Here is a 16,082-nt window from a genome sequence, read left to right as displayed (position 1 = left end):
AAACTGATAAAGATTACAGTACCTTGAAACTGTAAATTCCCGACTCCGAGGTATTTCCTTCTGAATCTTTCGTCACGACATTCCAATAATATACCGTATTCGAAGCCACGCTAACTTTTAAAGAATTTGAGCCGCTTGATACCGTGCCCACTAAATTTATCGGCGTAGTCTCTACAGAAAAATAAATTTCATAGCTGGTGATATCATCGTCTAAATCTGATCCGGTCCAAGAGAGTACCACTTCATTATTAATATCCTTAAATACATTATCGGACATCCTAGGAGAAACGATTTCTGCTGGAAAAGGTACGAAAGTCGTCCTTGAGCCTGCATTGTAAAAGCTCCAGACTTCACTGGAGACGGTTTGTGCCACTTCTGTATTCTTGGAACGTACCAACCAGGAAAATTGTTCCCCTTTTGCTATGGGCAATCTGGCCGTATTGCTAATCGTAGTAATAGTTTGCGTTGTTCCAGTACTCGTATTAGTGACACGCAACTCATACGAATCCGTATTATCCGCCAATTGCCACCTGAATTCCACTTGACTTGTAGTTGGGCCTAAACTCTGTCCCGTGGTACATTCGGAGTTTCTTTCAGGAAAAACCAATTGAACCGCTTCAGGAGGAGCCGGAGCCCTTTTCTTTTTACAACCCGATAGCATCATCACAATACACAGGGCCGTGAAAATATATCGTATCATTCCTTTATGATTTTTACCGTTGCTTTAGTACCGGGGCCTTCAACCTGCAAGTAATAGATACCTGTGCGCAGTTGGGTCAAATCCAGTTGTATTCGGCTGCCAGTAACTGTTTTTGTTTCGCTCCTTACCAATCTGCCATCAGTACTGAAAATCCGGATAGTCACCTTTTCTTGTAAGCTTCCCAAAAATACTTCCGCAAAATCGGATACAGGATTAGGGAACACTATGGGTTCTTTTGCCAGTATAAATTGTTCTTCAAATGTTCCTTGACAAGATAAGTTGGTGGATACCTTAAGGAAGTTCACTCCGTTCATCAAATCCAGGGTAAGCTCGGATTCTGCTGTTTGCAACAATTCCCCGTTAAGCTCGATGTTATAGAAATTTGAGCCCTCCAAATTCACCGTCAGTTGAGTACCATCTAAAGAAGTCCTTAAATTAACGCCCAATAGTTGTGGTTCGGATATTACAACCTCAAAACAGTATTCTTCATATTCGATTATACCATCCGTTCCGTTGATACAGACCGCATAGGTTCCAGCACTAAGTTCAGAAAGGATGTAATTATCCGTGAAACTTTGGATTACGTTCACTCCTACCCCGGATATGGTGACCTCATAATCTAGAAATGTTTTAGGTGTAATCTGAATTTGACCATCATTATTTCCACGGCACGTTTCACTCTCCAGACTTATACTAAAATTCTCATTCGGGAATCTGTAAATAGGACATCCGGAAGCATCAACCTCAAGACCTATCGGGGTATCTAGACAAAGATCGTCCCCGTCATCAAAAACACCATCCCCGTCAGCATCTGGCCTAAAGTCCCCTTCGACGCATACTTCAAGCGAAAACCGGTTCAACTGACCTCCATCGGAAGCGGCGTTATCCTGTATTTCCAAAATCCATTCTCCCAATATAGACTCTCCATTGAAAGAGCTTAAAGAGCCCAATGGTTTCACCATCCCATTAATTGCCGGAGTTCCTGAACAAGTAAAAGCATTTGCGTCATCATCAAAAATAGCGTCGATATCTCGGGCATCGCCACATGAATTAGAAGTAAGAACCACCGTGGTGCCGGCGGGCGAAGTAAGGCTAATGACAAGGTCCGCTAAAAAACTATGCTCAACATCCAATATGACATTAATATCCGCCAAAGGCAAATCCTCAAAAAAGGAAATTTTAGAGGTTATAGTTGGAGTTCCACTGGATGAAATCGCCAAAGGAAGACCAAAAGCATTTTTGGTGCTACAGTTGAACTGTATGGTCCTAAAACTGTTGGGTGAACTAAAAACACCCTCTCCACAATTATTTTTAGGCTTTACACGCCAAAAATATTCCGTATCGTTTTCAAGGTTGGAAGGTGGATACGAATTATCTAGAACGGTAACAGATTCAATGATAGTATTAAAGGAAGCATCCGAGGCAATTTCAACATCATAGGCCGTATTTTGAAAATTGTCCTCCCATTCCAATAACAAATCTTTAGAAGCGTCCTGAAATCCGTCTACCGGTGTAGTAAGCACAACTGGGCTGAAATTAGTGTCATACACGTTGAGCATTAATTCTACCTCTTTGAATGCGGTGGCGGAATTGGCACGTACCTGTAATGGATACTGCCCAACAGCCAAAGTAGCAATTCCTGAAATGGAGAGTTCAATCTCCGTTCCATTATCCGTTGCGGTGTTCGGGGTGAAGACGGCATTGAGTCCCGGTGGAAGTGATAGTATACTAAAGGTGCTCTCTTCAGCAAAACCCAAATAGGTCTCGTAGGTAAATGTAATCTCTAAATCTTCCGGTTTACAAACCTCGTACTCCAGCTCGGAAAAGTTCAGGACAATTTCAGCATCTGTGATGGTAAAATTTGCGTCGTTAACTGCAAAGAAAATATTATCCGAGGCCTTAACCATAATACGGGCAGCCGAAGTTGAAATCCCTGGAATAACAACGGGTTGGCTACCATCGTTAGGAACATTTTCATTGATTACAATAGGAAAGGTCAATCCTCCATCGGTAGATAATAATATATCCACGGTCGATGCTGAAATAGGTGATAAATTCGTGTTGGCTACATCCCATATTATGTTCTGTACCTGTCCCGCTTGAAGCGTGGTCGTCGTGCTTAACGATGTAACCTCAAATGGGCCCGCACCATTAATTACGGAGACCAAAACCTCATCTGAAACCAATTGGCCTCCCTCCAGTGCGTTGTCCCGAACCGTTAACGAAAAGTTCAGATCCCTTTCTGCCGTGGGTACCGTTTCCCAAGCCTCACCTATACTCGGCGTCGTCTGGGTCAAATTACCCGATAAAACCCGTTCTAGTTTAGGAAAATATCTTGTAGGAGCAATTGTAGGTGGCAAAGACCTGAACAAAGCTCCAGAGGGATTGGTAGGTCCAAATGTAGCTTGTGTCACTACCCCATTATCTATTTGTTCCCAGGCATAGGTTAGCACATCTCCCACGTCTAAATCAGAGGCATTACCGGTAAGGGCAAAGGCAGTTCCCTTTGGGATAATATAGTCCGGAACGGGGGTCAAGGTTGGTGGCGTATTCGTCAAGGAAATGGTTTCTCCGCAGGAAACCGTTTGCAAGTAATCACGGATCTGAACAATACTTACATAATGAAAATAGTCATCGCTATTTGCCAACACATTATTTACCCCGGTAATCCCTGCATAGCCCATAATCGTTGTTCCACTTGCAGGCTCTACTTGTACTTGGGTTCCTTCCGAGAGATGGGAAAAACTATGATTGGCCCCAAATTGATGTCCTATCTCGTGAGCTACGAGATCGATATCAAAAGCGTCTCCCTCCGGCGTACTAAAGGTAGTGTACCCACTACCTTTTCTATTGTCCCTACAAACCGCTCCGATAAACCCTGAATTTCCATCCAACGTATTTTCCCGTTGGTTAAAGAGATGGCCCACATCATAATTTTCCTCTCCTATCACACTCGTAAATGTATTCTGTGCCTGTGAGCTTAGGCTTCCCGAAAATGGGTCCGTTTCCGGGTCTAAATAAATTACCTCATCCGTATTGGCAATGAGTTCCAATGTAACCCCTAAATCCCTCTCAAAGACCCCATTTACCCTCGTCAACGTAGCATTGATAGCAGCCAGAGCATCACTCTTTGTACCGCCATGGTAGTCAGTATACTCTCCAGAAGCCGCTACGGCAAGCCTGAATTTTCGTAAGGTTTGATCATCTACAAGTTTGGCGGTAAGCGATGGTTCCCACTCCATGATCTTTGAAGTTGTCCTACAGATAAAGCCCGTTTCCTTTAGCGTATGGTCATCTCCCTTGTAAAGAATATAGGATTCTCCTTCTACTTTCTGCATGAATAAAGCGCCCCTTTTCTCAGGGGCGGTAATCATACTTTGAATTCCCTTATGGGATACACTAAATCGAATCCTCTCCTCTCTATTTTTGACTCCCCTACCCTTGTAGGATTTTATATTCGGATATTTTTTAGCTAGTTGTTCAGAGAATATTTGGACCTCTTCCACCTCATAAGCCACAAGGAACCCCTCTTCGTTTGGGAAACGAACGATACTACGCGATTTTCCAAGGATAGATTGCTTGTTAAGTTCCTCACGAAAAACACGCTCGTTCAAGGTAAAGGCGTGCCCTTCTTTCAGGTTAAAACGCTCTAAAACATCGTTTCTAAAAGTGCCTTTCAAATCCTGATCTCCCCAATAAGCGTCTTGCGCAGTTGCGTAAAAGGACAGAAATAATATGGTAATTGAGAAAACTAGGCGTAATTTTGTAACCATTAGGGGCTTTTATCTCTGAATCAAATATAAGTCTTTTTATTTTCTATCGTCGGTGATTACAGTCCATAGCATTTCAAAATATAATGAACAAAAGCCCATTGCCATTACCATTGGCACTTTTGATGGCGTTCACATCGGTCACCGTAAAATACTCGAAAAGGTCATAAACCATGCCAAATCATCAGACCTCCGTTCTGCCGTGCTTACATTTTTCCCGCACCCGAGAATGGTACTGCAAAAAGATGCCGATATTAAATTACTGAATACCCTAGATGAAAAAATTTCCATTTTAGAAGAAATGGGACTAGACATTCTAGTGGTGCATCCTTTTACCAAGGAATTTTCAAGGCTGTCGGCTACGGAATATGTTAGGGATATACTGGTAAACAAACTAAAATCAAAAAAATCATTATTGGTTACGATCATAGGTTTGGTAGAAACCGGAATGCCAACATCAATGATTTAATCGCCTTTGGCAACACCTTGGATTTCTCGGTAGAAGAAATACCCGCACAGGAAATAGATGATGTATCCGTAAGTTCCACAAAAATAAGAAAGGCACTGGAGGAAGGGGATGTGGAAACTGCAAACGCGTACCTAGGATACCCTTATATGCTTACGGGGACTGTTAAGAGGGGCAAGGGAATAGGACGACAGCTAAACTTTCCCACCGCAAATGTACACATCTCCGAATCGTACAAGCTTGTGCCTAAAAACGGGGTCTACATCGTTAAGAGCATGATAGCGGATAAGACTGTCTACGGCATGATGAACATTGGGTTCAACCCTACGGTAAATGGAAGGGAAAAGACTATAGAGATTAATTTTTTTGATTTTGAAGGGGATCTGTACGAGAAAGAGATTCAAGTACTTTTACTTCACCGCCTCCGGGATGAACAAAAATTTAAGTCGCTCGATGCCTTAAAAGCACAGTTATCAAAAGACAAACAGAAGTCCATTAAAATAATTTCTCAGTAAGATGTTGAACGCATTCTTTTTTAAAAGAATAGACAACAGTTCGCTTATCATTTTCCGTATTTTTTTTGGTATCCTAATCGCATTGGAATGTTTTGGGGCTATTGCAACAGGATGGGTGAGAAGAAATTTGGTAGCACCGGAATACACCTTTCCGTTTATAGATTTTGAATGGTTAAGTCCGTTGCCCGGTTATGGTATGTACCTGTACTTCTCCGTAATGGGACTATTGGGTATTTGCATTGCGCTAGGGTATCGTTATAGGATAAGCTGTATCGGCTTTACCCTTCTTTGGGCAATGGTATACCTAATGCAAAAAACAGCCTACAACAATCACTATTACCTTTTGATTCTAGTTTCCTTTCTCATGTGCTTATTTCCTGCGAATGCGAATAGCTCCCTAGATGCCAAGCAAAATCCTTCCCTGAAAAAAGATTCCATGTTAGCTTATGTTAAATGGATAATAATGCTACAATTATTCATCGTCTACGTTTATGCTTCCATCGCTAAACTTTATGGTGATTGGTTGGATTTTGGTATGATTAAAATATTGATGCTGCCCAAGGCGGATTACTACCTCATCGGAGATGTATTGCAACAACCTTGGGCGCATAAAATTATAGGAACGGCAGGTATTCTGTTCGATTTGCTTATTATTCCCGCACTTTTATGGAAGCCTACTCGAAAAATTGCTTTCATTGCTTCTATTTTCTTTCACTTGTTCAACTCCATAGTTTTTCAGATAGGTATATTCCCGTACCTCTCTCTGGCCTTTTCAGTTTTCTTTTTTGAAACCCGTACCATTCGGAAATTATTCTTTAAAGCAAAGCAGCCCTTTGTCTCCAATAGAATTGAAATACCTGGCTACAGACATTGGTTCTTAGTTGCTTTTTGCTGTTATTTTCTACTTCAGTTGACCTTACCCATTAGGCATCATTTTATTAAGGATGATGTATTGTGGACAGAAGAGGGACACCGCATGAGCTGGCGCATGATGCTTCGTAGCCGTGTTGGTCGGGGGCAGTTCAAAGTAGTAAACCATACGGAAGGAAAAACTATGTTCATCAAACCAGAAGATTATTTGACTAAACCCCAAGTGCGAAAAGTATTTTCTTATCCAGATTTTGCATGGCAATTTGCGGGCTATTTAAGGAAACAGTTTGAAAAGGAGGGCAACAAAGTATCCGTTTATCTGGTTAATTCAAGAATAAGTATAAACGGAAGACCTTACGCCCCTTTCATTGATTCCGAAACAGATTTAGCGAACACCCCTTGGCTACCCTACCAACATCATGATTGGATTTTACCCTCACAATTATCTAACCAACCATAACGCGCCCGTTTGATCATTATACCTACAATAGACGTCCGTTTAAATCAGAAGATTAGTTTAAATTTGCACTCTTAAACATCTAAACAATGCTCCAATTACAGGCTATACGAGAACATAAAGACCAAATAATTTCTGCGCTTAAAAAGCGAAATATCGATGGAAGTGCTTTACTTGAAGACGTACTCGTATTGGATGAAAAGAGACGTACAACACAAACACATTTGGACTCCGTCCTTGCCGAGTCCAACAGTCTTTCCAAGGAAATTGGCATATTGTACAAATCTGGCAAAGCACAGGAAGCCAATAGATTAAAAGAAAAAACGGCGTCCCTAAAGGAAGAGTCCAAACAATTAGCTGAAGATTTAAACAATGCTGCCGAAGCGCTTCAAACCTTGCTTTATACCATACCCAATGTTCCTCATGAATCAGTTCCTGCCGGGAATACCGAAGAGGATAATGAGGAAGTTTTTAGGGAAGGAAACATCCCAACGCTAGAGAAGGAGGCGCTTCCACACTGGGAGTTGGCCAAGAAATACGATATCATTGATTTTGAGCTGGGCGTGAAAATTGCCGGTGCCGGGTTTCCTGTTTACAAAGGTAAAGGTGCAAGGCTGCAACGCGCATTGATCGCCTATTTTTTGGATAAGAATACGGAAGCAGGTTATACCGAAATACAGGTTCCACATCTAGTTAATGAATTATCGGGCTATGGTACCGGCCAATTACCGGATAAAGAAGGGCAGATGTACCATATAACGGCAGACGACCTTTACTTGATACCCACAGCTGAGGTTCCGGTGACCAATATTTTTAGGGATGTAATACTCAACGAAACCGATTTCCCTATTTGCTATACGGGATATACGCCATGCTTTAGAAGGGAAGCTGGAAGTTACGGGGCTCATGTTAGAGGACTGAATAGGTTACATCAATTTGATAAGGTAGAGATTGTGCGGGTAGAACACCCTTCCAATTCATATTATGCATTGGACGGAATGGTAGAACATGTGAAAACCATATTGCGCGAACTCAACTTACCGTATCGTATTTTGCGTTTGTGCGGAGGGGATTTGGGCTTTACCGCCGCCTTAACCTATGATTTTGAGGTATTTTCTACTGCGCAGGATCGCTGGTTAGAAATCAGCTCGGTTTCCAACTTTGAAACGTATCAGGCCAACCGATTGAAATTACGTTATAAGGACGAGAACGGGAAAAGTCAATTAGCCCATACACTAAACGGAAGTGCTTTAGCGCTCCCCCGCGTTTTAGCAGGTATACTTGAAAACTGCCAAACGCCAAGCGGCATTAAAATACCGGAGGTTTTGGTCTCGTATTGTGGGTTTGAGATGATCGATTGACGTGGCAAGTTTTTATTCAAAACAAGTACTGGCCAATATTAAATAACGTGGAAGCAGGAAATTGCCGTAAAGCCTACAAAAAAACCAAAATTACACAATTTGAATCCCTGAATTTAAGCAAAGAGATTTCATTAAAAATTCATTAAAATCTGAGTACCATTACGAGACTCCCAAAATTACGTACCAAAAAGGGGCTAACAGTTGTTTTAGTTTAGAATATTCCTATCTTAAACGTAGCTAATTCAATACGCCATACTTTGCTCAGAATTCTATTTATTCTTACCCTCTGCATTTTTTATTTTAATCATAACATGGTTGCTCAATCCGAATTAGAAGCACAGACCATTATTACTGTGGACAATATAATTGGTTATGAAAACACGGGGCTGTTCAATGGTACGAGATATGTAGAACTATACCGGACCGCCAATGAGCGACATAAATTTTTTATAAGCAGTGAGTTCCAAAAAGGAAGCCTGATGTACAACGACCATTTTTATGGCAATATCCATTTAAAATATGATTTGGAGGCCGATGAAGTTCTTTTGGATATTGGCTACAAATACAAATTTCCAATTCTAAAATTATATAAGGAGCGAATAAGCGAATTTATTTTAGGCGGTAAGAAATTTATTAATATTGGGAATTCAGGGTCTGATATAACAAAGGGATTTCATGAGATTTTATGGACCTCTGACGATTTGAGACTTCTAAAGAAACACCGAAAGAAGAAATTCAGGAGAATTTTCCAAACACAGGTTTATTTTGAGTTCGAGGAAGACAATAGCTATTACTTCAACTACGAAGACAGGTTTTACCCGCTGGAGAAAAAAGGCGATTTAGCAAAAGTTTTTCCACAGTTCAAAAAAGAAATCAACCGACTATACAATAAAAAATTAATCAAAATTAATCCGGATGGCAACTTCATACTAATTTTTGGAGAGCTTCAAAAATTAATGGAAAATGAAAAGATTTAAAAAGCCATTACTGATTCTTTTTTTCTTCCTAGGGCTTATCCCAATGGCCGTTGCACAGAAAGGGCAGGAAAATAAGCTGATTTCCATAAATCTTCAAAATGTTACGTTGCAAGAGGCAATTAACCAATTGGAAAATGAAACAGGGATAACCTTTTTTTACGATGAGAGGTGGCTTAAGGATAAGAAAATTAATTTGAATGTCTCCAATAAGGCTCTCAACGAAGTACTGGATGATATTTTTGCTGAGACAACTATCAATTATTATCGTTATTCAAAGGAACAGATCATTCTTACGAACAACAATCTCGTATATGATGAATTGCCCAATACGTTCTTTGGAGCCAAACAACGTGACACCATTATTTCATCAGAATTCAAAAAAGAATACAGACCGGTTTTTTTTGATGAGCCCCAGCGAAGTAATAGAAATGGGGCAAATAGCGTACAAACCATACGTATCGGCAAGGAAACCTCCGGTAATTCGGAAGAATCGTTTAAGATAAATGGTTATGTCAGAGATGGTAAAACCAATGAACCACTACAAAACCTTACCATTACCTTGAATAATAGAAGAACTGGTACTACCACAGACAATGATGGGTATTATGAACTTCAAGTGCCCTCGGGTGAAAATTTTATACGTTATAGCTCCATAGGAATACAAAGTGCTACCAAACGTGCCATTGTTTACAATGACGGTCAATTGGATGTAATTTTGAACGAAAGCGTGGAATATCTGGACGAGGTGGTAGTTGCCGCAGATGCCAATAAAAATGTGGAAGATGCCTTAACGGGGAATACTTCAATCGTTGTAGAAGAGACCAAAAATATTCCTTTAATACTTGGCGAACGGGATGTACTCAAGGTTGCCACTACCCTTCCGGGTATTTCAACGGCCGGAGAGGGAGCTGCAGGTTTTAATGTTCGTGGTGGATCTACCGACCAGAACTTGATATTATTGGACAATGCGGTTATCTACAATCCATCCCACTTTTTTGGAATTTTCCAAGCAATAAATCCCTTTACAACAGAGGATGTACAGATTTACACTGGAGGTATTCCCGCCCAATACGGGGGTCGACTTTCATCGGTTTTTGACATAACCTCGAAAGATGCAAATACAGAAAAGTTTGCAGGAGAGGCCGCCATAGGTCCTGTAACTAGTAGTATTGCCTTGGAAGTGCCGATGGTGAAAGAGAAATCCGGTTTACTTCTTGGAGGCAGAAGCACCTATTCCAATTGGATACTACGCTCATTGGACGAGCCCGCCTTTCAAAATAGTCAGGCCTCTTTTTATGATGCAATCGCAAAATACACTCATAAGGTAAACGATAATAATACTGTAACGGCTACGGGTTATTACAGCAAAGATAATTTTAGCATTACCTCTGATTCCTTATACGGGTACAGCAACCGACTATTCTCAATTGATTGGGAGCATCAATTTAACGAGAAGAATACAGGTGAGCTAACGATTGCCAATAGCCAATACAAATTCAATATAGAATTTGATGGTAGCTCCAACAACGATTTTGATTTGGGATTCGCCATCAATGAAACCGAATATAAGTTGCGCTTAAAGTATCTATTCAGTGATAAACATAAGTTCGATTACGGTATCATGGCGAAATTTTACAATACAGAACCCGGCTACCTGAGACCTATTGGGGAAAGCTCCGAAGTTGAGGAAATCAATATTGCGGAGGAACGAGCCATGGAATCGGCGATATATCTATCCGATAGCTACAAGGTAAGCGATAAACTTTTATTGGATATTGGTTTCCGTTACTCCTTTTTTGCAGCTTTGGGTCCTAGGGAAGAACGTTTCTACGAAGAAAATGAACCTAAAAACGACCAAACAAGGACAGAAACCGTGCCCTATGAAAGTGGTGAGTTCGCTACGACTTACGGGGGCCCGGAAATACGTTTGGCCGCCCGTTATTTATTGCAGGAAGATTTCTCCTTAAAGGCCAGTTATAACCGCACCTACCAATACATTCACCGATTGTCCAATAATACGACCATATCTCCCGTAGATACTTGGAAGCTATCGGACAATAATATTGCGCCACAACTTGGAAACCAATATAGTGTAGGCCTGTTTAAAAATCTAGACGGCAATACTTACGAGCTCAGCATTGAAGGTTATTATAAAACCGCCGAAAATATGCTCGACTTTAAAGTGGGATCGGAACTACTACTGAACCAGACCATAGAAACAGAAACATTACAAGGCAATGGCAAGTCTTATGGTGTAGAGGTCCTTGCCAGAAAGAACAATGGTATTTTGAACGGTTGGGTATCCTATACCTATTCAAGATCATTTTTACAATTGGATAGCGAATTTGCCGAGGAACGCGTTAACGGGGGCGAATATTTCCCTACGAACTATGACAAGCCCCATGATTTTAGTGCGGTACTCAATTATAAGTTTACCAAACGCTTTAGCCTGTCTGCCAATTTTGTATACCAAACCGGTAGGCCCGTAACCTTCCCTTTGGGAAGATATAATTTTAATAATGGCGAGTATGTGTATTATAGCAACAGAAACGAATTTCGGATACCCGATTATTACCGTTTGGACCTAGGGTTTAATATAGAGGGTAACCATAAAATCAAAAAATTCGCCCATAGTTTTTGGAACATATCCATCTACAATGTGCTGGGTAGGAACAACCCGTATTCCGTTTTTTTTGTGACCGAAAACGGGGAACTGAAGGCATTGCAAAGCTCTATTTTTACCATACCTGTCCCTACTATCACCTATAATTTTAAATTTTGATGCAGGATTTACATATAAAACTTAAGTATGTCATAGTTCTGTCTGTATTGACAGTAGTATGCTGTACCGAGCCGTTCGATATCCCGAAAACCAAAACAGAGGGCATCCTGGTAGTAGATGCTCGGATTACCAATGAGAACAAACAACAGGTTGTACGACTATCCAGAACAGTCCCTTTGGACTCAAACGCCATTAACGGTGAAGCGCAGGCCCAAGTGCTTGTAAGTGATGATTTGGGAAATGAATTCCGGTTCAACGAGAGTGAATCCGGAACCTACTTGTCCGACGCCAATTTCGCCGTCGTACCTGGTAGGGTATATGAACTAAAGGTAGAGACTAGTGATGGTTGGTCCTATAGCTCCCAAAGGACACAGGCGCCACCAGCAGCACGAATAGACCGCCTGTATGCCGAAAAGGGTATAAGGGACAGTCTGGAACAGGGGGTTTTTATATATGTGGATAATGACGAACCGGCCAATGGCCCGTTTTACTATAAGTACGAGTATGAAGAAACCTATAAGGTATTTGCTCCTTATTGGGTTCCTGAGGAGGCCTATCTTGTTAATTTTGACCCTACTATTTCGGGTGCAGTCCCCACTGATGTGCGCCCAAAAATGCAAGAAGAGCAGGTTTGTTATCCAAGTGTGAAGTCCAAACGTATTATTCAAGGGAACACGGCAGGGCTTACGGGTAATAGCTTGGAGAAATTCCCTGTGCGTTTCGTTGCGCAGAGCAATTATATCTTGGCCTACCACTACACTATTTTAGTGCGACAGTACGTGCAATCTCCGCAGGCCTATACCTACTACGAAACCCTAGCAAAATTGTCTAGTGTGGAAAACGTCTTTTCCCAAATCCAAACAGGTTTTTTTGAAGGCAACATAACTAGCGATGTAGATGTTTTGGAACCCGTTTTGGGTTATTTTGAAGTTGCCAGTGTGGACGAGCAGCGTATATTCTTTGACTATGGGGATATTTTCCCAGGAGAACGTAGACCTAATTTCCCGTTCCTTTGTGAATTTCAAGCACCGTTGAGGGGATTGAGATCAGCAATTGAATTTGAAATTTTAGAATTTTACGATTATAACGACCCACCGGATCCTCAATATTCGGAACCAGGACCTTATATTATGGTGCCAAGAGTATGCGGGGACTGTACGGTATTGGGAAGCAACGTAATACCGGATTTCTGGACAGAATAAAAATAAATTTGGAATAAGCGATTGAAGCTTCTAAAACTAACATATAAAACATTTGTACTGGTATTTTTATCAGTGTTATTTGGCTGTACAGAACCCTTTCAATTCGAAGATCCTGTCTTTGAGAGTGCTTTGGTTATAGAGGCGACTATTACGGATGAGGACAAAATTCAAAGTGTTCATATTTCCCGCTCCTTTCCCTTGGATACCGTTGCAGCTAAGGGTGAACGAGGGGCCTTAGTTGAAATCACAGACGAGACGGGAAGGGTTTTCGGCTTTGATGACAATGGAAATGGTACATACAGCTCAAGAATGGCCTTTGCAGCACAAAACGGAAGGTCATATCAACTTTCCGTAAGAACATCCTATGGTAAATCTTACCAATCGGAAACTGTTAGTATAAGGGCCAGCTCCACTATTGACGAAATCTACGCTGTGCGTGAGTTCAAGGACGATTTGGAAGAGGGTGTCTTTATTTATGTGGATAGTTATGATGCCAGTAATAATAGTCTTTATTATCGATATGAATATGAAGAAACTTACAAAATCATAGCTCCATTCTATTCTGGTTTTGAGGCCTTTGTATTTTCGCCATTACCAAGTACTTCAGTAGGGTTTAGGGCATCAGATAGTGTAGGCCAGGTTTGTTACGCTACCGATAATTCCAGAAGGATAATTCAGACCACAACGACCAATCTAGGAGAGGATAGAGTGAGCAGATTTGCCGTAAGGTTTATAAATAGGGAGAACTATATCATCTCCCATCGTTACAGCATATTAGTTAAACAATATGTACAGAGCAGAGAGGCCTTTTCCTACTATAAAACCTTGGCAACATTATCAGGTTCAGAAAGTCTATTTTCCCAAATACAGACGGGCTTTTTGGACGGGAACATAAGCTCACAACAAGACAGTTCTGAAAAAATCATAGGTTTCTTCGAGGTTGCCTCGGTAACCGAAAAACGTTTGTTTTTTGATTATGAGGACTTGTTCCCAGGGGAAGCTTTACCAGACTATATCATAAATTGTCAATTTTTATCACCTCCTTTGATTGGCTTAAGCGGCCAAACATTTCCCCTATATGACGCTGTATATTTCGGTTTTGTTGATTTTTATGATGAATATGACACAGAAAGAAACCCCTTAAATTTTGGTCAATACGGTCCGTACCTAATGACCCCCGCAGGATGTGGGGATTGCACCAAATTTGGCAGTAGAACAGTCCCAAGTTTTTGGACGGAATAAAAATTGAAATGAAAAAAGTAATAATCTATTTTGTAGTGTTATCCTGTTCGACGAACAGTCTTGTTTCCCAAGCAACAAAAGCAGTATTAGATAAAATTCCTCAAGAATCTGTGTATCTCCATACCAATACCAACCTCATATTTGCAGGGGAGTATCTTTACTATCAATTCTATTGTCTCTTACCGGAAACCAAAAAACTAAGTAACATAAGCACCATTGGATATGTGGATTTAATAGACCAAAATAAAACCACTGTTTTCCAACATAAACTTAGACTCACAGATGGAACCGCTTCCAGCGAGTTCTTTCTACCTGCCGATATTCCTTCAGGAAATTACAAGCTTATTGGCTACACGAACTGGATGCGTAGTTTTGGGCCTACTACCTTCTACAAGAAAGACCTTACCATTATAAATCCTTACATGGGAGACCAAAAAGTATTTTTGAAAGATAGTACCCAATCCAACCCTACTAATAAGAAAAGAGGATTGAGTCAAATTAGCACGGCCCCTTTTGACATCCGAATTGGAAAAAGTCTATTTGAAAATCGGGAAGAAGTAGAACTTAGTATAGTATCGAAGTCGGGCAGCAAGCTCAATGGTACCTATTCTCTTTCTGTTAGAAAAAAGGCGGAAATAAAAACTATTGATAATGAGGGCATGGAATATGCAATCACACCCGTCCAACAGCGTACAAATCCTGTTTCCTATGACCATTTGCCAGAGACTAAAGGGCCATTTATCTCGGGAATAGTTGAAATGGAACCCAATGCTTCCAAAAGCGGTCAAAAACTCATGATCTCATTACCCGGAGACAACAGTGTATTTAAAATTGCCACTACGGACACCACGGGAGCTTTTAAAACACAATTAGAGCATACCGCTACTAGAGAAACAATGCTGCTGAGAACTTTAGACGCCACAGAAGAAACTCAAAAAGTTCAATTGGACACTAATCGCATTGTGGATTACGGTGAAATTGACTTCTATAATTTTAGACTTAGTGAAGAGATGAAAGATTATATATTGGAACGGAGTATCCATAACCAGATAGAGAACGCCTATTTTGGCAACCGACCCGATTCGATCTTACAACCAGAGCCCATTAAACCCTTTTATGATGGTCAAGTTGCAACTTATGACTTGGACGACTACACGAGATTTTCCACTTTAAAGGAAACGATTATTGAAATATTGGACCACGTGTGGATTGATGAAAATAGTGAAGGAAAACTCGAATTTAAGGTAAGGTATTTTTATCCACTACAAGATTCAGGCGATAGGCCTTTGGTTTTTTTAGATGGGGCCTATATTCACGATCATGAAAAATTACTATCACTTCCATCAAAATCCATTAAGACAATTAAAGTTGGTCGGGATCAATATTTATATGGGTCACATGTTTTTCAGGGAATCATAGATATCTCCACCTTTGAAGGAAATTCATTCGAAGCCTATTTAGATACTAACACACAGGTCATTTCATTTGACCAGCCTAGGATAAAGAAGAATTATTATAAGGAAGATTATGCCGAAGCTATGAGAGATACTAAAAAAAGACTTCCGGATTTCAGAAGCCAATTATTGTGGCTCCCAGAAATACGGCCAAATGCAAGTAGTTTCAGTATTAACTTTTATACCTCGGATGTATCTGGAGAATTTGAGATTATTTTGGAAGGGGTTTCCAATTTAGGAGTTCCAATCTCAATAACAGAATCGTTTACAGTAAAATAAATAATGG

At 40.7% G+C, this 16,082-nt stretch carries 9 protein-coding genes and 1 pseudogene; 8 read left to right on the top strand and 2 right to left on the bottom strand.

Annotated features, from left to right (window positions below):
* Window positions 1–13 precede the first annotated feature (13 nt).
* Together N8A89_RS09930 and N8A89_RS09925 are read right to left on the bottom strand one after the other, a co-directional pair.
* Complete coding sequence (locus N8A89_RS09930; RefSeq protein ID WP_281542129.1) at window positions 14–700, bottom strand: hypothetical protein; 687 nt, start codon at window positions 698–700, stop codon at window positions 14–16.
* On the bottom strand, window positions 697–4,473 hold the full coding sequence (locus N8A89_RS09925; protein WP_281542128.1) for a reprolysin-like metallopeptidase: 3,777 nt from the start codon (window positions 4,471–4,473) through the stop codon (window positions 697–699). The genes N8A89_RS09930 and N8A89_RS09925 overlap by 4 nt, the downstream gene beginning before the upstream one ends.
* Before the next feature lie 52 nt (window positions 4,474–4,525).
* Here N8A89_RS09925 and N8A89_RS09920 point away from each other — a divergent pair.
* The 8 genes and pseudogenes from N8A89_RS09920 to N8A89_RS09885 all read left to right on the top strand — a co-directional run bounded on the left by N8A89_RS09920 (window position 4,526) and on the right by N8A89_RS09885 (window position 16,075).
* Window positions 4,526–5,451 (top strand): annotated as a pseudogene (locus N8A89_RS09920) (bifunctional riboflavin kinase/FAD synthetase).
* Between the two features lies 1 nt (window position 5,452).
* Window positions 5,453–6,781 carry an HTTM domain-containing protein gene (locus N8A89_RS09915; protein WP_281542127.1) on the top strand — a complete coding sequence of 443 codons (1,329 nt, stop codon included), beginning with the start codon at window positions 5,453–5,455 and terminating at the stop codon, window positions 6,779–6,781.
* A gap of 86 nt (window positions 6,782–6,867) precedes the next feature.
* Window positions 6,868–8,139, top strand: a complete 1,272-nt coding sequence (gene serS, locus N8A89_RS09910) for a serine--tRNA ligase (RefSeq protein WP_281542126.1) — start codon at window positions 6,868–6,870, stop codon at window positions 8,137–8,139.
* A gap of 257 nt (window positions 8,140–8,396) precedes the next feature.
* The gene (locus N8A89_RS09905) at window positions 8,397–9,116 is read left to right on the top strand and encodes a hypothetical protein (protein ID WP_281542125.1); all 720 of its coding nucleotides are present in this window, start codon (window positions 8,397–8,399) and stop codon (window positions 9,114–9,116) included.
* The gene (locus N8A89_RS09900; protein ID WP_289644253.1) at window positions 9,103–11,898 is read left to right on the top strand and encodes a TonB-dependent receptor; all 2,796 of its coding nucleotides are present in this window, start codon (window positions 9,103–9,105) and stop codon (window positions 11,896–11,898) included. Before N8A89_RS09905 ends, N8A89_RS09900 begins: the two co-directional genes overlap by 14 nt.
* On the top strand, window positions 11,898–13,100 hold the full coding sequence (locus N8A89_RS09895) for a DUF4249 domain-containing protein (RefSeq protein WP_281542121.1): 1,203 nt from the start codon (window positions 11,898–11,900) through the stop codon (window positions 13,098–13,100). Before N8A89_RS09900 ends, N8A89_RS09895 begins: the two co-directional genes overlap by 1 nt.
* A 21-nt stretch (window positions 13,101–13,121) precedes the next feature.
* Window positions 13,122–14,342, top strand: a complete 1,221-nt coding sequence (locus tag N8A89_RS09890) for a DUF4249 domain-containing protein (protein WP_289644252.1) — start codon at window positions 13,122–13,124, stop codon at window positions 14,340–14,342.
* Window positions 14,343–14,350: 8 nt separating this feature from the next.
* Window positions 14,351–16,075 (top strand): hypothetical protein, encoded by a 1,725-nt coding sequence (locus tag N8A89_RS09885; protein ID WP_289644251.1) that lies wholly within the window; start codon window positions 14,351–14,353, stop codon window positions 16,073–16,075.
* Window positions 16,076–16,082 lie beyond the last annotated feature (7 nt).

Origin of the sequence: Maribacter aestuarii, assembly GCF_027474845.2 — a bacterium.
GTDB classification, from domain to species: Bacteria; Bacteroidota; Bacteroidia; order Flavobacteriales; family Flavobacteriaceae; genus Maribacter; species Maribacter aestuarii.
The sequence above is the reverse complement of the archived record's forward strand: the minus strand, read 5'-3'. Positions and strand labels throughout refer to the sequence as shown.